Raw genomic sequence first — 24,656 nt, 5'->3', positions numbered from 1 at the left:
GAACAAAGATGAACCAGACCCGTGCAGTACGATTGTCGGAGAGTTTATCCTTGAACGGAGAAGATTGGAAAATCCGTTGCGAGAACGAAGCGGGAGACGAAAGCTTTCCGTTTCCCGGCCAAGACGGGGGAGAGTGGATATCCGCCACAGTCCCCGGCAATATACAGGCCGATCTGGAGCGGGCGAGGAAGTTGAAGCCGCTCTGGTACGGCGAAGGAGATCCGCGGTTATTGGAGGTCGCTCGACAGGATTGGTGGTACCGGAAAGATTTCGACGCACCCGTGAGCATGACCGGCAAACGGATCAAATTGTATTTGGACGGTGTGGATTACGCATGCGAGGTTTGGCTCAACGGCAGCAGGCTAGGCACGCACGAAGGCATGTTTCAACGGTTCGATTTTGACGTGACGGATGTTGTCCGAACCGGGGAACGAAACCGTCTGGAAGTTAAAATCAGCCGGATGCCCGAAGAAATCTTGCCTTATCTAATCGGTTCGGACGGGAAAATGAGCGGTGACGGCACACCGTATTTTTTTGTCGAGGCTAACAACAAGACCCGACAAGTGTTGAAGGGCTTGAAAAGTCCGGCTAACTTCAGCTATGACTGGGGTACGAATATTTGGACGCTCGGAATCTGGAAGGACGTTAGGTTGGAAGCGTCGGGACCGGCCAAAGTGGAATGGGTTCAAGTGCAAACCCGTTTGAGCGAGCAATACCGCAAGGCGACCGTCGTGGTCAGGTTGGAAGTGGACAGCACGGAGAATGCGGAGGTTGCGGCGATCTTCCATGTTTCGGGAAATGGGATATCCCTGTCGGCGGACATCAAAGCCCAGTTGAAGAAGGGGAGCAACATGGTTGAGGGACGGATCGAATTGCCCGACCCGGAGCTATGGTGGCCGAACGGCTACGGCGACCAACCTTTATATGTATTGACCAGCGAATTGGTTCTTGCGTCGAACTCAGGAATCAGCGACCGGACAACAACCCGGTTTGGAGTTCGGGATGTGCGATGGGAGCAGGTCGAGGGAGCCGCGGAAGATTTCCCGAATCCGTTTAGGCTAATCCTTAACGGCCGTCCGATCCGTACGATGGGCTCCAATCTAGTTGCGCCCGATCTATTGTACGGCAGGATCGGAGACCGAGGAAGACATTTTATCCAGATGGCCAAAGCGTGCCACATGAATACACTTCGTCAGCATGGAGGCCAGGTGATCTTTCCCGATTCCCTTTACGATGCAGCGGATGAGCTTGGGCTTATGCTTCTTGTCGATTTTCCGATTGCCAACTGCGTTCCCGAGAACGAGCCGGTTTTTCTGCATCATTTCGAAGAGACGATCCGCAATATCGTGAAGCAGCTTCGGAACCATCCGTCCATTATCGAATGGTCGGGAGGCAATGAACTCGAATGGTATTTCAAACAGGGTAGCGATCATACGGCGCTTCGCGTCCAGGAGAAGGCGGTGTCGGCGGAGGATGACCGGCTATTTAGGGCAACCTGCCCGATCCAAGGCTCCAGGCACGCTCCGTGGGATTACATTCCCGAGCTTCATTACAAACAATTCAATGTAGAGATCAAGGATAATTTCGGCGTCATTCCTATGATGCGCTATGGGGAAGTTGGCTGTCAGACACCAGCAAATCTGGAAGTATGGCATAGGGACATACCGCCCGCATCACAGTGGCCGATCAACGAAGAAGATCCTGTCCTGATCAGAAAAAATGCAGTTAACGCGGTTTTCTCTAAAGACATGTGGCTGGCGAAAGGCACAATCGAGCAATTGTTCGGTGAGTTGGATGGGCTCGAATCATTGATCAAAGGCGGACAATTCATCGGAGCGGAAGGTGTCCGCTATATTATCGATGCGTTACGGGCAAAAGGGGAGAAGCTGGGAGGATTTACGACTTGGGATTACAACGAGCCATGGCCAAACGGAGCAGGCAGCTTCATGATCGATTATGACGGTCGACCGCTCATGAAATACTACTTCGTTAAGCAGGCGCTTGCTCCGCTCACTCTGCAACTGAAGTATGATTCACTGAATTATGACATGTTTGATGGCAAAGACATAGAATTGCTACTCGTAAGCGATGCGGCCGAAACTGCTTCGAAATTGAATTGGAGTTGGACGGCGAGGGACAGAAGAGGCGAGGCTTTCGCCAAAGGACAGGGAACTGCCTGTATCAGCCCTCATGAAGTCGTATCCCTGGACCAGGTGAATCTGCTCCCACCGATGGCTACCCGTCTTGGTCCGATTGTGGTCGAACTGGCGCTCAGAGATGCCTCGGGAGAGATGTTGGCGGAACGAGCCTATGTGTTTGGAATGAAAGGTGCGAAGGGCCCTTTAAGAGGACTGTTGAACACTGGATTGCCAGATCATGATTACGGCATTCCTTACGTGACAACGTGCGTTAATGGGGGAGTTGTTACTAGAACGGAGATTAAACTCGTCTCTGCAGAACGCGTAGAGCATGGAGGCGAAGAAAGCCTTTCGTTCGTTGTAGCGAATATAGGGGGAATGACGGCCATGTTCTGCGAGCTGCACTCTGTTCTTGAATACCGCACCGATCTTTTTATCGACAATAACTTCATCTCCATTCCTCCAGGTGAAACGCGAGTGATCAAGGTCTGCGCGTCGTCAGTGCGGGAAGGTTTATCCTTGAGCCAGACGGGATGGGAGATTCGATGCTGGAACGCCGACATCTTACGTTCCGAGCCTTCACCGGATGTTGTACTCTCCATGGGAAGATTAGACAGCATGACGCGGGAATATGCCGGTAGCCTCAACGAAGAAGTCAATGAAGGTAGAGAAGCCTTCCATGAAGGAAGAAGGATCGATCCAGCGAATGTATCTTATCTGGTTAAAGAGAAGGTGGCGTTCTCGTTTGAGGCAGAGGCCGAATCCGCAAGGAGTACCGGAAAATTGCGCATTCATACCGCGGACCAAGCTTCTGAAAAGGAGACGTTGGTTGCGGTTTATGTGAACGAAACGAGCTTTACACAGAAGCTGCAGCCCGGTTTTGGAATCCAGAAAGCCGATCCCGCCCACCTGGCTTTTCCGAAGACCCTTGTTTTTGATCTTCCCGCAGGTACACTGCATGAGGGAAAAAATATGATCAGAATCGAAGTGAAGGGCGGTTGGTTTTCCTGGGACGCGCTTGATCTTGTATTAAATAAATAACGATCCTATCTACCCAACACTGCCGCTTGTTAAGGCAGTGTTTTTTTATTTGACGAAAACGCATGGATATATTACACGTTTTATGGAGGTAGCCTAATTTCGCTGAGATGGCCCAGGGAGTAAAGTAGAATCATATCCTTGTAGGATTGATGCTGAACAAAATGGAGGGATCAGATTGAATGCTGATCGGCTAAACGATATATCTCCTTTTGTAAGAATCGCCAAAATTGTCACCTCGTCTGCTTTCTCAAACAGTTGGATCGACTACGATAATGTCCTTACCTATATAGAAGATGGGGAGGCTGAATTCAGCATCAACGGGATTACTTATCCCGTTTCAAAAGGAGATCTCATTCTTGTCCCGCCATTCGTCAATCATCTTATCAACGTCACTTCAGCAAGACCACTTATCCAATATATTGCCCATTTCGACCTGTATTTCAGGAAAGAAAGGACCTTCTGGGACAATGTCGGCATTTCGAAAGACGGCCAAAATGAAGTGTATCCGGAGGAGATGTATTTTTCAGGCTTCTCGCCGGTTTCACGATTGCCTTATGTGGATCAAAAGAATGTAAATTGCTCTTTCTTAAAAATGTATCGGGAATACATGGGGAAGTCTCCAAACTATTCGTTATTGTCGAAGGCATTGCTAATCGAGTTGATTATTATTTTTTTGCGAAATCAGAAGATTTATTCGTTAGAGAAGGGCATAGTTACCAAGGGCTGGGCCATTATTAAAAAAAGCATCGATTACATTCATTCCAACTATTGTATTCCGGATCTGGACAATATCAAAATCAGTTGGGACTGCGGGGTTTCTTCAAGCCATCTATCTTTTATTTTTAAAGATCAACTTGGCATTTCCGTTCATAAATATTTAAATCAGGTTCGTATAGAAGAAGCAAAGAAATTAATTGCAATCGGTGATGAGACGTTGTCATCCATAGCGGAAAGAGTCGGTTTCGCTAGCTTGCATCAGTTCAGCAAAGTCTTTAAGAAGCAAACGGGGGTCGCGCCTAGCCATTTCCTTGCTGTATATGCCAGAAGGGTTGAAGCCTGAAGCCCTTCAATTCGTCATTTTGGACCAATAATCGTTCTTGGGGACAAAGACGCTAGGTGATTGATGAAATAAAATGATTTTGAGTTCAAGAAACCGGAACGATATTGTTTATGTCCCCGGTAATTACTTAGAAGGAGCGCGCCAATGACTGATCCAAAACTGTATTTATCCGTAGACAACTGTTTTGCTTCTAAACGGTGGACACGTCCCTCAGAATGGGTCGACCTGATCCGCGGGATGGGCGTTACTAATATCGAAGCGAGTGCGGATAACGAATGTGACCCGCTATACATGGGAAAGGAGTACTTGCGATCCTGGAAGGATGAGCTGCATCAGGCATGCGACAGGACCGGATCGCGGGTTGCCACCTTTTTTTCTGGACATGGGACTTACACGACGCTCGGTCTTTCCCACACAGACAAGCGAATCCGGGACCGGCTGCAGGAGGAATGGTTAAAGCCGATGGCTAGGCTCGCAGCGGAAACGGGCGCCGGCCTTGGATTTTACTGCCACGCTTTTTCCGATAGCACGCTGCAAAACGCGCAGCTGTATGAGGCTGCAGAACGCGACCTGTACGCAAGATTGGCGGATATCGCGACGTTCTGTGGGGCAATTGGAGTTCGTACGCCAGGCGTCGAGCAAATGTATACGCCGCATCAAATTCCATGGACGATCGACGGAGCTAGGAAGTTGCTGCGGGAAGTTTATGCGGCGTCCAGCTCTTCCTTCTATTTGACCCTGGATACCGGGCATCAAAGCGGGCAGCGAAAATTCATGCGACCAACCCCGGATACGATATCGGAAGCGGTAGCAAAAGTCCGGGGCGGCGAACGGCTTCACTCTTTCTGGTTGGGACCCCGGACGGCTTACCGATTATTCGATGAAATGGTGGGAGCAGGGGCCGATAAAGAAGCCGCGTATATCGAGCAGATCGGTCATGAGATGGAGCGTTATCCCCATCTGTTTGCCAGCTGGGACGATGGTGACACTTATCTGTGGCTGGAGGAGCTTGCGGCATATTCTCCGATCGTTCATTTGCAGCAAACGACTGGGGCCTCATCGGCACACCTTCCCTTCACGCAGGAGGCCAACCGGACGGGAATCATAGCTGGTGAACGGGTGCTTGAAGCAATCGCCAGATCGTATCATAAACCGGAGGATGGCCTTATGCCTCCAAGATGTGAAGAGCTGTTTCTGACATTGGAAATTTTCTCGGGAACGAGCGAAATGAATACGGATATCATTCGCAAGATGGAGGATTCGGTCCGATATTGGCGCCATTTCATCCCGCGGGACGGCATACGGCTTAGCGAGGCCTTGAAGGCTTGCGGAGCGGTAACTACCGATGGTAATAAATAATGGAGGGATATCGATGAGTTCACAATGGCACAGGTGGTCAACGCCCTTTCCGAAGATCGGAATCCGTCCCACGATAGACGGCCGTCAAGGGGTCAGACAATCGCTGGAAGAGCAGACAATGGAAATGGCGAGGAAAGTCGCCAGTTTATTGTCTGAGCGGCTTAAGTACCCGAATGGGGAGTCGATTGAATGCGTCATATCCGACACCTGCATCGGAGGAGCGGTGGAAGCCGCCGCTTCGGCGCACAAATTCCGCAAAGAAGGCGTCGGTGTTTCCATCACCGTTACACCTTGTTGGTGTTACGGCACGGAAACGATGGACGACGATCCGACAATGCCTAAAGCGATTTGGGGCTTTAATGGGACTGAGAGGCCGGGCGCGGTTTATTTGGCCGCCGTCATCGCCGGACACAATCAGAAAGGTATTCCTGCTTTCGGTATTTATGGCCGCGAGGTACAGGATGCCAAGGACACGGATATTCCCGCTGACGTTGAGGAGAAGCTGCTCCGGTTTGCCAGAGCCGCTATGGCCGCAGCTCTTATGCGCGGAAGAGCATACCTTTCACTTGGCTCCGTTTCTATGGGCATCGCGGGCTCCATAATCGACGAAAGCTTCTTCCAGGATTACCTGGGCATGCGCAATGAATACGTGGATATGTCCGAATTCGTCAGAAGGATGGATCGTGAAATTTATGATCCCGAGGAATTCAAGGTAGCCATGGCTTGGGTGAAGCGGAACTGCTCGGAAGGCGCGGACAATAACCCACAGGATCGGCAGCGGACGCAGCTACAGAAGGACGGGGATTGGGATACGGCGGTAAAGATGACACTGATTGGCCGGGATCTGATGGTTGGCAATCCGAAATTGGCAGAGCTAGGCTATGGGGAAGAAGCGCTGGGGCATTATGCGATCGTGGGAGGCTTTCAAGGTCAGCGACAATGGACGGACCACTTCCCCAACGGCGATTTCATGGAGGCGATTCTTTGCTCTTCGTTCGATTGGAACGGCATTCGCGCGCCTTATATTCTCGCGACAGAGAATGACAGCCTTAACGGCGTGTCGATGCTCTTTAACTATTTGCTTACCCAATGTGCACAAATATTCGCGGACGTTCGGACATTCTGGAGTCCGGAAGCGGTTAAACGCATTTCCGGTTACGAGCTGACGGGTCCGGCAAAGGATGGCATGCTGCACCTGATCAATTCGGGGCCTGCCGCTCTGGACGGCACGGGCGAGCAATCGCGGGACAGCCAACCGGTCATGAAGCCTTTCTGGGAAATCGGCGATGAGGAAGTTGAAGCCTGCCTGCAAGCTACATCATGGCGTCCCGCGGATTTGGAATATTTTCGCGGCGGCGGTTACTCCACCGATTTTGTGACGAAAGGCGGCATGCCGGTAACGATGACCCGCATTAATCTCGTCAAAGGACTCGGCCCTGTTATGCAGCTAGCGGAGGGATATACGGTTGAACTGCCCGTTCACGTGCATGAAACGTTAGATCAGAGGACGAGTCCCACTTGGCCATCAACCTGGTTTGCTCCGATATTGACGGGCAAAGGAGCTTTTCAGGACGTTTACACGGTAATGGATCATTGGGGCTCCAATCACGGGGCGATCAGCTACGGTCATATCGGTGCGGATCTGATCACGCTCGCATCAATTCTCCGAATCCCGGTGTGCATGCACAATGTGCGGGAATCCAATGTTTACCGTCCACGGGCATGGAGCGCGTTCGGAATGGACGACCTGCAAGGGGCCGATTTCCGGGCATGTGCGAACTTCGGACCACTCTATAGGTAGGTAGATAGGTCTTACAGGACGAGCGTAAGGAACAGACCCGATAACCGTGTCATTATAGGAGGTATACCGACTGTGAGCAGCTTGAATATGCTGGCTTTGGATCTTGGGGCTAGCGGTGGCAGGGCGATGTTGGGGGCATTTGACGGATCGAGATTAACGATGAACGAGGTTTATCGATTTTCGAACGAGCCCGTAAGTCTTGGAAATTGTTTTTTATGGGACTTTTTGCGATTGTTTCATGAGGTCAAGCAAAGCATCGGGAAGGCGGGGCTGTACAGCGGCCCAGAAATATCTTCCCTGGCGATCGACACATGGGGAGTCGATGTCGGCTTTATAGACTGGGGAGGACGGCTGCTTGGAAATCCCCACCATTATCGGGACCCCAGAACGGAGAATATCCCGGAAGAAGTCTACCAATTTCTTCCCAAAGACGAGCTATATCGGATGACCGGTAACTATCCTTGGCAGTATAATACGATCTTCCAGCTGTATGCAACCAAATCGCAGGAGGCGGCCCTCTTTAAGCAGGCGTCCGGCATGTTGTTCATGCCGGACTTGATCAATTATTTTTTGACCGGAGAGAAGGCGACGGAGTATACCGTGGCGAGTACGAGCGGGATGCTGGATGCAACTACTGGCGATTGGTCCAGGGAGGTTCTTGATAGGCTTGCTTTTCCGGAGTCCCTTTTCGCCGAAATCAGGCAGCCCGGGACAGTGCTGGCCCCTTTACAAGACAAGGTAAGTGCGGAAATAAATGTGCGGCCGGTTTCTGTTGTATTGACAGCTTCACACGACTCCGCATCGGCCGTCGCAGCTATTCCCGTATCGTTCAGCCGCTATGCGTATATCAGCTGCGGTACGTGGTCCATCGTAGGCATTGAAAACGGTAAACAGATCAACAGTCCTTTAAGCCAAAGGCTTTCATTTACGAACGAGGGGAGCTTGGACAACAAAACCAGAGTGCTTAAAAATATAATGGGGCTTTGGCTGCTGCAGGAGTGCAGAAAGCAATGGGCGAACGAGGGGGAGCCTTTGAGTTATCAGTCCATGCAGAATCTCGCTCGTACGATATCCAATTCGAATTGTTATATCGATCCCGACGATAATCTGTTTCTTCTTCCGAGCCATATGCCCGACGCCATCCGCCTTTTTTGTCAAAGAACCAATCAGCCGATTCCACAAAGCAAGGCGGAAATCATTCGCTGCGTGGTTGAAAGCATGGCTCTAAAATACAGGAAAACCATAGAAGAACTGGAACTGCTGCTCCCGAACAAAATAGAGATCATCCATATGTTGGGCGGTGGTGTCAATAATCACTTGCTTTGCCAACTGACCGCGAATGCTGTAGGAAAACCGGTCGTAGCCGGGCCGGTGGAGGCGACAGTGATGGGCAATCTGCTGGTTCAGGCGATGGCGCACGGTGAAATATTGAATTTGAATGAACTTAGGCAAGTTGTGAAAAATTCGTTCTCGCCGCTTACGTACGAACCGCAAAGCAAGGAAGAGTGGGGAAGTAAATATGAGAGATACAAAAAACTAGCAGAAAGATGACGAGATAATCCCCAGAAACCGTGGGCAAGATAGGTGGATGATTCAGTTTCCCTTTGGAGTTCCAACCATCTCTGCGTGTGAAGTAGCGATACTAAACACTTCGAGATGGGGTAGGAACTCTTTTTTCATGCCACAAAAGCTCAAGCCCAGTAAGACTTTGATTGGATACAATGGATTCCAATAAGAAATCGGCACAGGGAATGGTTATAATAATACTCAGGAACACCATCGATAATTGAACGGCCTGCGGAGGATTAGGAAATGACAATAGTTAAACAGTTAAATGAGATGATTTATCATATCTATCATGTGGAGCATACTCTTTGTGCGGACCAAACGCAGCTGGACTCGCATTTTGTATCCACCTATCAGATTATATTCGTCAGCAAGGGTAAGGGCAGCATAGAGATTAATGGTGAAGTCCACCTTGTTGAGGCTGGAAAAACGTTCTTTCTCCAGAAAGGGAAAAAAGTTCAGGTTACGTCGAATGCGCTAGAACCAATGGAGTTTTATAAGATATCCTATTCCTATAAGAGCCGATATCAAACGAACGGAAAGTGGCAGTTGTATAAAGAAGAAGGAATTGCTTTTCCCATTGAGGGAGAGGTTTATATCGACAATCATTCACAGGTGCTCCGTTTGTTCGAACAATTGTATGAGAGTGCTAGAGAACAGGACGATCTGCGGCAATATCGGCAAACTAGCTTGTTCATGGAATTTATCTATATGATCATGAAGGAGATTTTGGAGCAAAAGCACGATGTGGTAAAAGGAATGGAACGTACATTTAACTATTTGAAGACTGATTATATGAAAATGATTTCGCTAGAGTTTTTGGCTGAGATGGCAGGGTTTAGCCCCAGTTACTATTCTCGCTTGTTCAAGAAGATTAAGGGTGTTAGCCCGACAGCCTACATCACTAGGCTGAGAATTGAACGTGCCAAGGAATTGCTCGTGCTCTCTAACCGTTCTTTTCAAGATATTGCACAAGCAGTTGGATACAAAGAGGAATCCTACTTTAGCCGAATGTTCAAGAAAGAAACGGGTCATCCTCCAGCTAATTATTTGAAAATAAGTCGCAAAAAAATCGCCATTATGCGGCATACCTTTAATGGGGATCTGCTGGCCCTTGGGGTGACGCCTCATGTATCTGTCCGAATATCGGACTGGGAGAACTTTCATCTTAAGGATCAATTGAAGGATTCACGCATCATTGTGACCTATGATTCTGTGAATAGCCTAGACGATCTAATTCGTTTCGAGCCTGACATTATTGTTAGTGATCGTGAATGGGGGGAGAGGAACAAAGACTTATCCTTAATTGCCCCGACGGTTGTCATTTCCTATTGGGAGCTGGATTGGCGCCAGCGATTTCTGCAGATTGCGAATATTATTGGCAAGCATAAGGAAGCCAAAGGCTGGCTGTACCGCTACGACAAGAAGGCGATGCAAGCCAAAGCAAGCATAAGGGCGCAGATCGGCGAGAAAACAGTGCTTATCCTGAGAATTGTAGGGGGTAAGTTAAGGGTTTACGGCATGGATCGCAATATAGGCTGCGTATTATATCAAGATCTTCAAATAACTCCCCCACAGGAAGTGAAGGAAATTAAGTGGAGGAAGACCATTTTACCCGAAGAGCTGCCTAAGTACGAGGCTGACTTTATCTTTATTATGTGTTCATCCCCAAAAAAGGATCAGAAGCTATGGCAGCAGGTACAATCAAGCTCGGAATGGAAGGGCTTAAAGGCTGTTCGCAGCTTTCAGTGGCATCAAATTGATACATATCCTTGGATCGACTATTCAGCTCTAAGTCATGAACTGATGATTGATCATATCATCAGCTTGCTCGCTCCTACCAATAAAGCGTTCGAATAACAAAAAGCTTCAAAAAACGGAACAAGATACTTCATGGTTTATTTGAAAGGGATCGTATATAATCTGTTAGTCGGGTAATTGAGAATGATTTTCAATCTTAATTGCGAGCGTGAATAACAGAGAAGCTTTCAGGAGGAGTCCAAACCATGTTTCGTGTAAAAACATCAGTGATATCCATTTTGTTGATTGCAGGTCTTTTATTATTGGCTGGTTGTGGTGCTAATAATAAAGAAAATGCCAGTCCGAATGCAGGAAGTTCGAATGGAGAGACACCAGCGGCTGTAGATGCAGGAACTTCTTCACAAGTGAAGACAATCAAGCATGTATGGGGTGAAACAACAATTAAGGGAACACCTATAAAAATTGTTGCGCTAGACTATGCATTTATCGATATGCTAAGTGTTCTTGATATAAAGCCAATTGCCACAGTAGGAATAGGGGAGTCGGGGTTTCCTGATTATCTCAAGGATCAAGTGAATGGAGAAGGTATTACGAATGTAGGACAAGCCAAGCAGCCGAACCTGGAGGTGCTCAAGTCTGTTAAACCTGATCTCATCCTAGCGAACCCGGATCGCCACGAAATGATCAAGGATCAGCTTTCGGATATTGCACCTACCATTGCTTTTGACGACAATAACTACGAAATGGTACTTGCGAACTTGGGTCTTCTTGCCGATGTTGTTGGTAAAAAGGAACAAGGGGATAAGGTCATTCAAACCATTGAGGCGAAGATTAAGGAAGGCAAGGAAAAGATGAAGACAGCTCCGAGTGCTTTGGTTGTTGGTGCCTTTGAAGATGATTCGACCGTCTGGCTTAAAAGCTCTTTCGTCGGTTCATTGCTTAGCGGGATTGGCGTTAATTATTTATTTGATGGTTCAAAGGATAATACAGCTGCTGAAAGCAAGACCGATATCGCCAAGCTTAGTTTGGAGCGACTAGGTGAGTATAACCCTGAATATCTGTTTCTTTATGGAGAGCCTGAGAAATGGCTGAACAATCCGATTTATAAAAATTTGCAGGCTGTTAAAGAGAACAAGGCGATTACAGTGAGCCGGGATCTCTGGTCTAAAGGTCGCGGACCACGTGCGGCAGAGCTCATTATTGACCAAGCTTTGAAAACAATGGCAGGCGGTAATAATAATATACCCCGGAGGTAGAGCGGTGAATCAACTGCAATCGGGCATGCGGGGGCAGACCAAGTCTGCTCCCTATCTGTTCGTAGGAATGCTTATACTCGTCATTATTTTAGGAAGTGTGGGTACATTTTCTGGTGTGAAAGGACTAAACTGGAGCAATTTCTCGGACTTGTGGAACTTGGATGAGTCGAATTTATTATCTTATAAGGTCTGGGAAGTTAGGCTTCCGCGAGTTGTGCTGGCTATTATTCTCGGTGCTGGACTAGCTGTAGCAGGATGTCTGCTGCAAGGTATTACAAGGAATCCGCTATCTGATCCGGAGATCATTGGCATTAATCAAGGGGCATGCTTTTTTGTTGTTTTATCCTTGGTTTTGTTCGGACTGAAGGGTGTAACGGTCACCATTCTCATTGCTGGCTTTGTTGGTGCCGCAGTTGGAGGAAGCCTTGTCTTAATACTGTCTCAGCGTGGAGCTTTTACGGGAACACGTCTGCTGCTGGCGGGTGTTTCTATCGCTTTATTCATGGGCTCTTTAACGACAGGATTGCTGATTCTCCAGGAGGATAATTTATCAGATATCCTCTACTGGATGGCGGGGAAGCTGTCAGGAGCGAATTGGATGGATGTGAAGCTAAGTCTACTCTGTGTCGTTCCGGGTACGCTGCTTATCTTATTCTTTGCAGGATCGTTTAATATCTTTTCTCTAGGTGAAGAAATTGCTATGGGATTAGGGCAAAATGTGGTGAGGCTCCGCAGATTCGCCTTTTTCATTCTTATTTTCATTGTCGGCGGAGCGGTTGCTCTAGCAGGACCGATCGGATTCGTAGGATTAATGGTTCCGCATATGATGAGGTCGTTGGTTGGAACGGACTATCGTATTGTGTTTCCTTTATCAGCATTAGCAGGGGCGAATCTGCTTCTTGCTGCTGATATAAGCGGACAATGGCTCTTGTACCCATCGGATATTCCCGTTGGTATTATTACAGCTCTTCTGGGAACCCCATTCTTTCTTTATCTGATGCGGCGAAAAATGGGGGACGGTTAGATGAATGAACTGAATATTCGTCGGTTTAGATGGACTATACTTATCGGATGTCTGCTCCTGTTGATTGCTATCGTGCTCAGTTTGCGTCTTGGGGCAGTAAACATTCCCTTTGCTCAGTTATTGGAAGAGATTACTCAGCGTGATGGTATTATTTTTGACTATCGGCTGCCCCGCTTGATTATTGCAATATGTATTGGTATTAATATGGCGATAGCTGGAGCGATGCTGCAAGGTGTTACAAGAAACCCGCTTGCCGCGCCCGATGTAATTGGGATAACAGCCGGAGGTGGATTAGCCACGGTCATCCTCATTCTAGCGATTCCTGGTTTCTCACAAAGCATGCTTCCATTCTTTGCGTTTGGCGGAGCTATATGCGCAGGTCTGCTTGTTTTTTTATTAGCTTACAAAAAAGGAATTAGACCTGACCGCCTTGCACTATGCGGAGTGGCTGTAAGCAGCGGCTTGCAGGCCCTTATCACGTTATTTATTGTCAAATACGCGCCGTCTGCGGCACAAGCACTCGTTTGGCTCAAAGGCAGCTTATATGCACGCACTTGGGAACATGTGGGGCTATTGTGGCCTTGGACAGTTATAGGTACAATATTGGCGCTGCTCAGTTACCGCCAGTTAAATGTACTTTTATTAAGCGAAGAGATGGTACTGGGGTTGGGTTCAAGAATTAATCAAGTGAGGCTGCTCATGATTATTATCTCGGTCGCATTAGCTGGGAGCGCGGTAGCAGTTGCGGGCAACATCGGTTTTATCGGTCTGGTAATTCCTCATCTCGCACGCCTTTTAGTGGGCTCTGATTTCCGTCTGACCTTACCGACTTCAGCTTTGCTTGGGGCAGTTTTAGTTGTTCTTGCCGATACAGTGGGACGTATTGTGATGCCCCCGATAGAAATCCCTGTAGGCATTATTACATCGCTAATCGGTGCGCCCTATTTTGTTTATTTGCTGCTTAGGGGTAGGATAGCAGGTAAACTCGAAGCATAGTGCGTTGAGAGCGCGCTTTGCGGACGGATCATTCTTACGATCGCTGTTGTCTCCCTATTTCTTGATTCTATCCCTTAGGGGTAGAAATAAGGAGACAAAGGCGAACGCTATCGCTTCTTCAGAACGATTCCGTCCGCTTCGCTTTTGTTTCGTGATGGCAATCACTGGTTATGGCTTAGAGCCAACAATAAGAGCACTGTGTCCCCAAATGTTTAGAGGAACAGTGCTTTTTAATACTGTTATAGTCTTTAATCATTCGTATAGGCTAATCCACAATACAAACAATATATTCTCCACGTCCGTCTCCCGGTTTGATGACGCTTAGATCTCTTAGTTTTGCAATATTTTTGGCAATACTTGAGGGTGAAGCTTCTAGAGTATCATCAAACAATTGTCTATGAAATCTCTCTCCGTCATCCATTCTACAAATCAATTCAAACATTGTTTTTGCATGCCCTCTACCCAGTAGTTCACGAATATGTTTTATTCTATCGTAACGCTGCAGCTCTTTGAGAACCTTAGTAAGCGATGCGTTAACGCACTCAAGATAAAAAACAATGAATGGTTTTAGGTTGCCTTGAGTTGCAGCCATCAGCGTATCATAATAATCCTCTATTCTTTTATCGAAGAATTCTTCTACACTAAATGCATCCTTAATCGTGGCAAGGTCATTGTGTATTAAACCAACCAAGGTAGAAAATGCTCGGGCAGTTCTTCCATTACCATCAGGAAAAGGATGGATGTAACCTATTAAGTGATGAGTGACCCCAGAAATGATTAGAGGATGAACCTTCTTTTCAAAATTAACATTTGACGTTTCATAGGGGTTCATATACCCTGTGACACTAGTACAAAGCCAATTAAATAAGCTTGCATAAGTTGAGGCGTCGTTGAATGCTGGAGGCTGATAACTGACATACTTCCATCGAATTGTTGTTTTACACAGCCACGGTTCACCTCCACCAACTCATGAGAAAGAGCACCTTGCTAGGTGCTCTTTTTGTCTGACTTATTATGACTGACGGAATGTTGGCCAATAATGCTTACCAACTCGTTAAAGGTGTAAATATGATTGACCATATCTACTGTGAAATCTTCCGCTGCCTTGGTGTCCATTACAAAACTCAAACCATTATACCGTAAGAAAATTACAAGAGCAGTAAAAGCAGTACGTTTATTTGCATTTTGAAAGGGATGGTTTTGACCGAGAGATTCAAACAAAGCCGCGGCTTTTTCATAAACAGAAGGGTAGGCATCCTCACCGAATGCTGATGATTGTGAGCGAAATACTGCAGACTCGAGCAGACCTGGGCTTTTTACGCCAATATGTTCCCCGACGCTATACCTCTGTATCATTGCGACGTTAATGGCTATGACTTCCTGGGAAGTTAAATAACGGGACTCAGTCATCTATCCTTTAATCCTCTTAAGGTTTGATCATATTCACTAATAACTTCGGCTAGACTTTCCATGAAGTCACCACTTATTCCAGCAGGTAGTGTGACCTTGTTTGCTTTTTTGATCACGATTTCTCCGCTAGTCTGATTTACATCGATTTGAACGGTATCTCCCAATTCAAGACCTATTTGTTTTAGTGCATCTGTCATCGTTATACCTAAACTATTACCGAACTTTGTGACTTTTCGCTCCATTTCAATCACCTTACCCATCCTATTTCCCATCTTAATTATAATATTCAACTGTTATAACAATTATACAATTATCCTTTTGTGAAGTGAAATCTTTTTTTAATTCTTGAGTACTCAACTTTCGCAGCCTAAAATAGGCAGATAACCCTTGATATAGCTGGGCAAACCAGCAATCCATTGGTGGAGTTGTGTTTGAATGAGTGCTGTGATCTTCTTGTTGGCTTTCTTAGCAACATCCTCAATCAAGTCGATGAGTTGCTTCAGACAACCTTTTGCAGGCGCTGAAAAGCGATTAAAAAACTCGAAAAGTGCTAGAGATGATCATCTTTACCTGATCTTTGCGGACAATCAGCTTTTCTGCATAGCTATTGCAACTTCCTAGATGTACATTTATCCTAATAATAGAAAGTTTTGGAGTTAGCATCGTAGAACGTATACGCTTTACCTGCTCTATAATACCGTGGTTTTGCTATAATCTTGTAAATACAATGTTCTAAAATATGTTAATTAGGAGAGCCTCAATGAATCGTAAGGTGTACAAAAAAGTCTTCTTAATATTTACTGCAATCATTGGTTTAATAGTTATTCCTTTCTATGGCGTAAAAAGTGGCAACCAAGTTTATGCGAAGGATGAGCAAAGAAATACTCAGGAACAGCGAGTAGTATTGAAGTATAAAAATAAAGGTGATCAGGATTATACATATGAAAGCATAGCGTATAACAAGTTTCAGCAATTTTATGATAAGGCCCCTTCCTCACCAGGGCAATTAAATTGGAATCAGTCGTTTCCTGTTCATCAACTGGATACCATGCTTTTATCCCAGACGATCAAAGGCTACAGAGACGCCAATGAACTGGTCTTTGTCCAAGTAGATCACTTGAGGTATGCAGCGGACGAAGACGTTTCGAAAATTACTTCATGGGGAATAGAACGTAACGGAATGCGGCAGTTTGCGCATCAACTTCAATCAAGCAGCGATACAAGAATTGTTATTGCGGTGGTGGATACCGGGGTTGATTATAATCATCTGTTTCTAAAAGACAGAGTGCTGCCGGGGTATGATTTTGTGGATAACGATTCGGATCCCATGGAAAGTTTATGGAGTTATCATGGCACTCATGTCGCAGGGATAATTGTCCAATCCACACCTGATAACGTTAGGATTATGCCTATCCGGGTTTTAGGCAGCGGGCCTGATGGGTCAGGATTGGATTCTGATATCGCGAAAGGCATTATTTATGCGGCTGATCATGGAGCAAACATCATCAATCTCAGTCTGGGCGGGCCTGGATATTCCCCCTATATGGATGAGGCAATTGATTATGCATTGAAGAAGGGTGTCTTGGTCGTCGGAGCAGCCGGCAATGACAGCAATGATACAAAGGACTACTTCCCTGCAAGCAAAGAGGAAATTATCGTTGTGTCGGCACTTAACCAATCGGATGATTTGGCGAGTTTCTCCAACTACGGGGAATCAGTGGATTTAACAGCTCCTGGTGAAGACATTGAGAGCACTCTGCCGGGTAATCGAAAAGGGAAGCTGAGCGGCACTTCCATGGCTGCGCCTTTCGTGAGCGCCTCAGCCTCTTTACTCCTGTTGGACAATCCAAAACGCAGCCTGCAAGAAATCGAATTTTTACTCAAGCAAAATACAGATGACCTAGGACTGGCAGGAAGGGATGACGCTTTCGGGGAAGGCGTGGTCAATCTTGCACGCTTTAAAAACGTTAATGAAGAGTTCAAACTGATCAGTCCGAATGAGAACTCCAAACAAAATGAAGCGTTAACCGTTAAAACGATCATTAACGATCATGTGAATGACAAACTGGTAATTTCGCTCAATAATAAGGTGGTTGTCAACCGGATCGTCAAATCAAACGGGTTTCAATCCGATATCGTGAATCTCGTCGGAATATCGCCTGGAACCTATCAACTAAATGTACAGGTTGGAGCGGGTAGTCATATGAAATCCGCTACGATTCCGGTTCAGGTTATCCAGTATAACACCAGCTTCGAGGCTTTGGATATCCACGGGGAGCCTATGAAATTTTTCAATATTCAACTCTTTGGTATTAAAGGGAAATCAAATGAAAATTTTGAATGGGTTTATGCCAAAGGAGACGGAAAAGCACGAACGAATTTGGATCTAAGAGTGCTGCTAAAGAAATATGATTACATCCTAGCTGTCGCGGTGAATGCAAGCGAAAAGGATTTTCCTGTCTATATACGAGAGATTGCTTCCACCGGAACTAAGATATTCAAACCAGAGAAGCTGCAGAAAGTGACTTTTGATTATCCTGAAAGCTCGGAGCGAATGAACGATACCGCTGGCGGCGTTTATGCGGCCAGTATTATTCCATCCGTTCATGGCGTCTATATTCAAGGGCCTTATATCAAAGAATTTAGACTAAAGGAAGATGCGGTACTGTATGTGGATGAGGGGAAACATAAAATTCAATTCGGTGGATATAATTTTTTCTCGGCATATACTTTGGCGGGAACAGGCCTTACGAACGTGAGCTTAGAGGATGATGAAGCTTCTGTTGTGAATGTGGTTGGAGAAAAAGGGATAACGAACTCGTTGAATAGCGATAATCATGCAACAATGGATATTTTTCTGAAAGGCAATGAATTCGTGCTTACGTCAGGCACGCTCCTGTCGGAAGGAAGTAATCAGACATTCATGAGGAATGGAATGTATCGTTTCAGGTTGTGGAAAACGGTCAAATCTGGTGCGGATATGAAAAATGTTATGTTTTTCCGTGATCAGTATTTGTCTGAGCAGACACCGAAGATCGATATCAAGTACGGCGGGTCGTTATCCGCCCAAACGATATTGGACTATTCTCTTCGAGCCGCCGGTGAGGTCCGGATTACAGATACTTATGGAAACGTTCTTGTGCTAAATGAGAGGGAATTCATGAATCCAATGAATGATACGTATTCAACAGTGGCAGCGAAAGCACCGCAGCAGGCTTTGCCGGTGGAGTCCTTGCCGCTGCCAAAGCTGCATGAGTTTTTGACAACGGTGGTGTTAACAAACACGAAGACGGGCACACAGTACAGCACAACGGTCGACGGGAATAATAAGTTTCAGTTTTCGAAGGTTTTACCTGACGGACAATATGTAATGACGTTAAAGAATGTAAATGATGTGTACCCTCTTAAGCAATATCGTCAAAACGTAACCTTGAAATCCGGCAGGTTTATAAATGACAGCACGAGACCTAATCATAAACCAGTTATTGTTAAATCACCAGGGGATCAAAGCGTGCTCATGTATCAACAGTTTCAACTTCAACTCGCCGATTATTTCCAAGATCCTGATGGAGATGCGATTCAATATAAAGTCAGTGCAGGGTATATCCAAGATGGGGTTTATTATTTTGACGGAAACTCAACTGGCATCTATCCCATTGAAATTACTGCTTCCGATCTTCAAACTGGATCTGTTACGATTCGTTATAAAATAGTAGTTACAGACGGCACCATTCATTTTGCGAAAGCGATACAGCAGCTCACATTAAGCAGTAACTATCTTGTTCTAAAATCCACGCAGGAGCCGACGCGATTAATCGTCAACAAAGAGCCTGCGGACGCACCGCTCCAACAGCTAATTTGGAAAAGTAGTCATTCATCGATTGCCTATGTCAATCAAGATGGTATTATTACTCCCCAATCACCTGGAATCACGACAATTACGGTTTCCACAATGGATGGAAGAATAAAAGCGATGTGTACGGTGAAAGTTCTCGGGTCGAAGTAATAGCTATAATAGCTAGAATCACTCTGAGGTTAGTGGAGATTTCTTATCGTCACTCGGGACGATGATTAAGCGACTTTTCCGAAACTCTTGAGCAAAATGCGGCGGCGAATTGTGGTTTTGAATAGCCACGGTTCGCCTCCACCACACAAAAACCCGACCTCTTGCGGTCGGGTTTTTGTGTGGAAAGAATCGGGGAGCAAGATAGAAGTCTCCGTGGCATTCAAAATAAATAACTTCAACCTCAATAATTTGGAATTATGCTTGTATACGCAACTAAAATAGCGCGGAGGACAGTGGAGCTGTAATCTAAATTGGATTATTATGTGATAGACTATTCCATCAATAACCAATATATGAGAAAATATGAAATATCATTATTAAAGCGAGATTTTCTTCTTGCTATTTCAATTATTCTATTTTATGGGGGACTCATTCTTGAATCGTTCGAGGGACATCGGCAAGAAATCATTACGTTTATTTATGGTATTGCAATTGGCACTCGGTTTGTGCGGCGGAGAGTTAGCAGCAGCTAGCGATGCGCAATCGGCACAAAATTTTATTGAGGGCAATCAAGTTCAATCAAGCATCAAAGGGGAGTTATCGGCTCCTCTGGGAAACGATCAATCCGTACTCCAATTTCTGACCTCTAACAAAAAGACGATCGGAGTTTCAGACCCGGCTAACCAATTGACGCTAAAGCAGAAAACGGTTGATCCCGCCGGACGGACGCACTACTTGTACCAGCTTCAAGAAGGCGGAATTCCCGTATATGGCAAATACATAAGGGTTCATCTTAACAAATCTAAAAGAGTGACGGAAATTCGCAACCAGCTTGCAGCATCCCCAGTACCGGCAATACCCAAAACATTGACTCCGAAGCTTTCCTCTCAAGATGCGATAACTGCATTGAGAAGGCATTTGGAGGAAACGCTCGGATTCGAAATCCAATCGAAAAATGTCATCGATGGCAAACAACTGACGAACCCGCCTGCCTCGACATTGATGATCTATCCTTTTCACGGTAGAAGCTATTTGGCATACGAAACCGAATTGAGTTATCTCGAGCCAGCGGCCGGCGATTGGATCGCATACGTTGACGCGAATAACGGGGAAATTATAGACAAGTATGACCGGATGGCCGAAAATGCCGCGCCCGCATTGATAACGGGAGTCGGCCAGAATGATACGGAACGACGATTGAACGTCGTTCTTGATGATCTGAACGACGCGGATTCAGAAAACGATATTTATATGCTGGAAGATCGAGCTCGGGATATGTACAAGAACGACACGAAAACGGGAGAAATCGTCACCTTCGACGCGGGGGATTGGGGACCGCCGGTAACGGTGCCGGGTAAGGACGTTTCCTTCATCGATGAAGACGAAGTCAATGCCCATTTCTACAGCGGGGTCGTATACGAATATTTTCAGAAGAAATTTAATCGCAATAGCATAGACGGAAATGGAATGGATATTCTCTCTCTCGTACATTATACGGAAGATGCGAATGATGACGGAACTCCGGATGTTTACGATAACGCTTTTTGGAACGGAGCCATGATGATCTATGGAGACGGCAGCTGTTACTCGTGTTCTTTGGATGTCATTGGCCACGAGATGGTGCATGGTATTACGCAATATTCATCGGATTTAGAGTATCGGCATCAATCGGGTGCGCTAAACGAATCGTTCTCGGACATTTTCGGCTCGTTGATCGAGATGAATTTCGAACAAACCCCGAACAATTGGACAATCGGAGAAGATACGGGATCCATCTTCAGGGATATGGCGGACCCGAGACGTTTCAATCAACCTGCGACGATGAACGATTTCAAGTACGTTAATCGGGAAATCGACGAAGGCGGAGTCCATATCAATAGCGGAATTCCCAACCATGCGGCATACTTGACCGCGACGGGCATCGATACGATCGGACTGAACGGCAAAGATATTTTAGGTCAACTAAGTTATGACGTGCTGACGAACCGACTGATGCCAAATTCGAACTTCGAAGACGCGAGAGACGCTTTCGTGTCGGCAGCAGAAGATTACGCCTCCGAGCATAGCGGAACGCAAGGAATCGTGCAAAAGGTAAAAGACGCATGGACTGCCGTTGGATTGCCATATGGGTCAAGGCATGAGATTACGTCTTTGCAGGCTAACGGCGTCGCATCGGTGTGGATCGAAGCGAATTCGAACGAAATTTACGTAAATGCGTCTTCGCCTGAAACGTTTAATCCTACCATCACGGTTACTTCCGGCGCCACGCTAACGGCGGTTGATTCGGATTATTCCGATCAAACTGGCCTTTATAAAGTCAATTCCGGGGGAACGAGCGTCGAATGGAATGTATACGTCTATGATTCTGCCCCGTATTTGACCTATAAGTGGGCGAATTGGGTTCATCCCGAATGGAACTTCTATGAAGTAAATGTGGATATTGGGCAAATCGCGAGCGAGGTAGAAATTGAGCTTCATAACGATACGTTTCAGGGAGTGGATGGAGAAGACTTCTTACAAACGGGTAAAGCGATCGTATCGCCCGTTCCAGAAGGATTAGTTCCGCATTCCATGCTCGTAGGCCAAAAGTTGAAGCTATGGTTTTTGGGAGAAGCCGTCCATCATACGAATCGCGATGACGTAAGAGACTTCTCGATTCGATTCATGGATAGTGCATTCCATAACAGTTATGAGTATCAGGTAGCCAATTACTACAAGAACGACATGGTAATCGATATGAAATCGGCATTAAGGATGACGGATATTACAGAGACAACAGCTTCGTTCGAATGGCCGAGCCTAAGCGACGCGACGCAATTTCAACTCTTCCAATCCACGGACGAAGAAGTAACTTGGAGTCCATCGGCGACGTCAGCTGCGCTTGACGGCAGCAGTACGAACGCGACCATTACCGGATTGTCGCCGGATAGGCTCTACAAATTCAAGCTGGTCACAACCGGCGGGAAAGATGCAGGAGACTCGATCGCTTTGGCGACCTATACTTTGTCAGCGGGTAAGCATGCGCCTACGCTTAAAGAAGAGATCGCAGACCGAACCGCGATCGCCGGTGGAGCAGACATCGTCGTGCCTTTGAGTGGTACTTTCGAGGATCAGGATATTAACGATACTTTCGTATATGAGACCTACTCAGGAGATACGAGACTAGCTACAGTCTCGCAAATGGGTGATCCCCTTGTCATTCATCCTATTGCAGCTGGCAGAGTCGAAATCTTAGTAAATGCACATGACGGATGGGGGCATTACGTGCAAGATCGCTTTTACGTGACCATCTCTCCTCCGCCTAATCAGGCTCCAAAGGTTTTTAAGAGCGTTGCTGGGCAAATCGCGTACGTCGGCAGCGACTTGAACGTTCCGCTAGCGGACGCGTTTAAGGATCCGGACGGTGATGCTTTAACTATTACGGTGGAATCGGACGCTTCGGACAAAGCCATCGTGAACGTTGTCGATAAAGAGGTGCGCATTCATCCTGTGTCGGTTGGCACGGCAATCGTCACTTTGATAGCAGACGACGGTCATGGACATACGACGACTGCCTTGTTTGCGGTTACGGTTAAACCGCCAAACCAAGCTTCGGCCGTCTCCAATCCGATCGCAAATCAGAATGCAGCGAGTATAGGCCAAGAAATAATTATTCCATTATCAGGTGTATTCACAGATCCGGACGGTGATCCGTTAAGATTTTCCGCTAGCTCGAACTCAAGGCAGGTCGCTTCGGTCAAAGTCGTCGGCAATACGTTAAGGGTGAAGACGATGGCGATAGGAACGGCGGCAATCCGGGTTACGGCGAACGATGGCAATCGTCATACGGTCAGTGACACTTTCCTTGTAACGCAAAGTACGGCGCAAACGAATCCCCCATCTGGAGGAGGAGGTGGCGGTGGTGTTCCGCCGATTATACCACCGACATTGCCGAAAGAAGATGTGCCTGGACTATTTATCGACGACGAGGGTGTGCATCTGAGCCCGAACGAGAACAATATCAAAACTGTACTTTCGCAAGACGGCACGAAGAACATGACGATCACGGTGGAATCCTTGGATCTGGAGAAAGCATTTAACGCGATGGACGATGCCGATTCCGGTTCGAAGACGATTATCTTGAAGGCCAACAAGTCCGCCGATAAGACGAGCGTCGAATTGCCTGCAGGAACGTTGGTGAAAGCATCCCAAAAGCACAATGACGCCATCATTTCCATTCAGACGGAGCATACCAGCTTTGACTTGCCTTTAAAAGCTCTTAATTTCGGTGACTTGGCGTGGAAAACGGGCGAAAGCATCGACAAGGTTACGCTCAGGATATCCCTATCCGCCCCTTCGAAAGCCGAGGAGCAAATGATCAGAAACCATGGAGCATCGCAGGGTTTAACGTTCATAAGCATCGTCGACTTTAAAGTATTCGCCGAAGCGGGCGGGAAGTCGGTTGAAATTACCGATTTCGGAAGCACCTATGTTCCGAGATCGATCGTCGTTTCTGAAACGGACGGCAACAAGCGATTGTTAGCGGTCATCATCGATCCGAAAACCGGTGAAGCTCAGTTTATTCCTGCTACGCTTAAAGTAGAGAACGGAAAAACAACAATTGTCATCTCCGCTCCGCACGCCAGCTTGTACGGAGTCGTGGAGGCGAGGAAAGTTACGTTCACGGATATTCAGAACCATACGGCAAAGAGTGAAATCGAAACGCTCGCGTCCGCACTGATGATTAAAGGCACGAGTGCTACGACGTTCTCGCCGGATAAGTCGATTACCCGCGCGGAGTTTGCCGCATTGCTTACAAGAGCGTTGGGACTTGATGCAACAATTAGCGTATCTAAGTTTACCGATGTGAAGGATACGCATTGGTTTGCTCCTTCCGTTAACGCAGCCGTCAAGGCTGGCATTATTAACGGCAAGAGCAGCACACTCTTCGATCCGAACGCGACGATCACGCGCGAAGAGATGGCGGTTATGGTTTCCAGGGGGATTTCGTTCGCCGGCAAAAAAATAAATTTGACCGAATTGATTGCGAAACAGACGGCTCCATTCGCGGACGGGAACCGAATATCCGGATGGGCGAAGACGGCAATCCTTCAAAACATCGACGCAGGTATATACTTGGCGAACAAGTCGGAAGACTTTAAGCCGAAAGCGAAGGTGACGCGTGCCGAGGTGGCGGTCATTTTGAAAAAAATGTTAGATTATTTACATTTCATAGATAAATAAACATTCTTGAAACGT

14 protein-coding genes are annotated in these 24,656 nt (G+C 46.8%); 11 read left to right on the top strand and 3 right to left on the bottom strand.

Annotation, left to right across the window (positions count from 1 at the left end; genetic code table 11):
• The first annotated feature begins 8 nt into the window (after positions 1-8).
• From EKN16_RS21760 to EKN16_RS21720, 9 genes are all read left to right on the top strand, one after another.
• On the top strand, positions 9-3,179 hold the full coding sequence (locus EKN16_RS21760) for a glycosyl hydrolase 2 galactose-binding domain-containing protein (RefSeq protein ID WP_164522932.1): 3,171 nt from the start codon (positions 9-11) through the stop codon (positions 3,177-3,179).
• A gap of 175 nt (positions 3,180-3,354) precedes the next feature.
• Complete coding sequence (locus EKN16_RS21755) at positions 3,355-4,239, top strand: AraC family transcriptional regulator (RefSeq protein ID WP_125662111.1); 885 nt, start codon at positions 3,355-3,357, stop codon at positions 4,237-4,239.
• Between the two features lie 144 nt (positions 4,240-4,383).
• On the top strand, positions 4,384-5,598 hold the full coding sequence (locus EKN16_RS21750) for a TIM barrel protein (protein ID WP_125662108.1): 1,215 nt from the start codon (positions 4,384-4,386) through the stop codon (positions 5,596-5,598).
• A 13-nt stretch (positions 5,599-5,611) separates the two neighbouring features.
• Positions 5,612-7,399 (top strand): L-fucose isomerase, encoded by a 1,788-nt coding sequence (locus EKN16_RS21745; RefSeq protein ID WP_125662105.1) that lies wholly within the window; start codon positions 5,612-5,614, stop codon positions 7,397-7,399.
• Positions 7,400-7,471: 72 nt separating this feature from the next.
• A complete protein-coding gene (locus EKN16_RS21740) occupies positions 7,472-8,950 on the top strand; it encodes a rhamnulokinase (RefSeq protein ID WP_232015925.1) in 1,479 nt (492 codons plus the stop codon).
• A 261-nt stretch (positions 8,951-9,211) separates the two neighbouring features.
• A complete protein-coding gene (locus tag EKN16_RS21735; RefSeq protein ID WP_125662101.1) occupies positions 9,212-10,825 on the top strand; it encodes a helix-turn-helix domain-containing protein in 1,614 nt (537 codons plus the stop codon).
• A 146-nt stretch (positions 10,826-10,971) separates the two neighbouring features.
• Entirely contained in the window at positions 10,972-11,982 is a 1,011-nt protein-coding gene (locus tag EKN16_RS21730) for an ABC transporter substrate-binding protein (protein ID WP_125662098.1), read from the top strand.
• A gap of 4 nt (positions 11,983-11,986) precedes the next feature.
• Entirely contained in the window at positions 11,987-13,006 is a 1,020-nt protein-coding gene (locus EKN16_RS21725; protein ID WP_125662095.1) for a FecCD family ABC transporter permease, read from the top strand.
• The gene (locus EKN16_RS21720) at positions 13,007-14,002 is read left to right on the top strand and encodes a FecCD family ABC transporter permease (protein WP_125662093.1); all 996 of its coding nucleotides are present in this window, start codon (positions 13,007-13,009) and stop codon (positions 14,000-14,002) included.
• 265 nt (positions 14,003-14,267) lie between these two features.
• Here the strand turns inward: EKN16_RS21720 and EKN16_RS21715 are convergent, their stop codons facing one another.
• From EKN16_RS21715 to EKN16_RS21705, 3 genes are all read right to left on the bottom strand, one after another.
• On the bottom strand, positions 14,268-14,834 hold the full coding sequence (locus EKN16_RS21715; RefSeq protein ID WP_232015923.1) for a Fic family protein: 567 nt from the start codon (positions 14,832-14,834) through the stop codon (positions 14,268-14,270).
• A 155-nt stretch (positions 14,835-14,989) separates the two neighbouring features.
• A complete protein-coding gene (locus EKN16_RS21710; RefSeq protein ID WP_125662090.1) occupies positions 14,990-15,412 on the bottom strand; it encodes a type II toxin-antitoxin system death-on-curing family toxin in 423 nt (140 codons plus the stop codon).
• A complete protein-coding gene (locus EKN16_RS21705) occupies positions 15,409-15,672 on the bottom strand; it encodes an AbrB/MazE/SpoVT family DNA-binding domain-containing protein (protein WP_125662087.1) in 264 nt (87 codons plus the stop codon). Before EKN16_RS21705 ends, EKN16_RS21710 begins: the two co-directional genes overlap by 4 nt.
• 500 nt (positions 15,673-16,172) lie before the next feature.
• Here EKN16_RS21705 and EKN16_RS21700 point away from each other — a divergent pair, with 500 nt between their 5' ends.
• Entirely contained in the window at positions 16,173-19,418 is a 3,246-nt protein-coding gene (locus EKN16_RS21700; RefSeq protein ID WP_164522931.1) for a S8 family serine peptidase, read from the top strand.
• 435 nt (positions 19,419-19,853) lie between these two features.
• Entirely contained in the window at positions 19,854-24,641 is a 4,788-nt protein-coding gene (locus EKN16_RS21695) for a M4 family metallopeptidase (RefSeq protein WP_164522930.1), read from the top strand.
• Positions 24,642-24,656 lie beyond the last annotated feature (15 nt).

The organism is Paenibacillus baekrokdamisoli (assembly GCF_003945345.1).
Classification (GTDB): Bacteria; Bacillota; Bacilli; order Paenibacillales; family Paenibacillaceae; genus Paenibacillus_Z; species Paenibacillus_Z baekrokdamisoli.
The sequence above is the reverse complement of the archived record's forward strand: the minus strand, read 5'-3'. Positions and strand labels throughout refer to the sequence as shown.

Excerpts from the sequence above, each read along its gene's own strand:
- EKN16_RS21760 (WP_164522932.1), top strand. The coding sequence starts at position 9 with ATGAACCAGACCCGTGCAGTACGATTGTCGGAGAGTTTATCCTTGAAC.
- EKN16_RS21750 (WP_125662108.1), top strand. The coding sequence starts at position 4,384 with ATGACTGATCCAAAACTGTATTTATCCGTAGACAACTGTTTTGCTTCT.
- EKN16_RS21745 (WP_125662105.1), top strand. The coding sequence starts at position 5,612 with ATGAGTTCACAATGGCACAGGTGGTCAACGCCCTTTCCGAAGATCGGA.
- EKN16_RS21735 (WP_125662101.1), top strand. The coding sequence starts at position 9,212 with ATGACAATAGTTAAACAGTTAAATGAGATGATTTATCATATCTATCAT.
- EKN16_RS21730 (WP_125662098.1), top strand. The coding sequence starts at position 10,972 with ATGTTTCGTGTAAAAACATCAGTGATATCCATTTTGTTGATTGCAGGT.
- EKN16_RS21720 (WP_125662093.1), top strand. The coding sequence starts at position 13,007 with ATGAATGAACTGAATATTCGTCGGTTTAGATGGACTATACTTATCGGA.
- EKN16_RS21715 (WP_232015923.1), bottom strand. The coding sequence starts at position 14,834 with ATGAACCCCTATGAAACGTCAAATGTTAATTTTGAAAAGAAGGTTCAT.
- EKN16_RS21710 (WP_125662090.1), bottom strand. The coding sequence starts at position 15,412 with ATGACTGAGTCCCGTTATTTAACTTCCCAGGAAGTCATAGCCATTAAC.
- EKN16_RS21705 (WP_125662087.1), bottom strand. The coding sequence starts at position 15,672 with ATGGGTAAGGTGATTGAAATGGAGCGAAAAGTCACAAAGTTCGGTAAT.
- EKN16_RS21700 (WP_164522931.1), top strand. The coding sequence starts at position 16,173 with ATGAATCGTAAGGTGTACAAAAAAGTCTTCTTAATATTTACTGCAATC.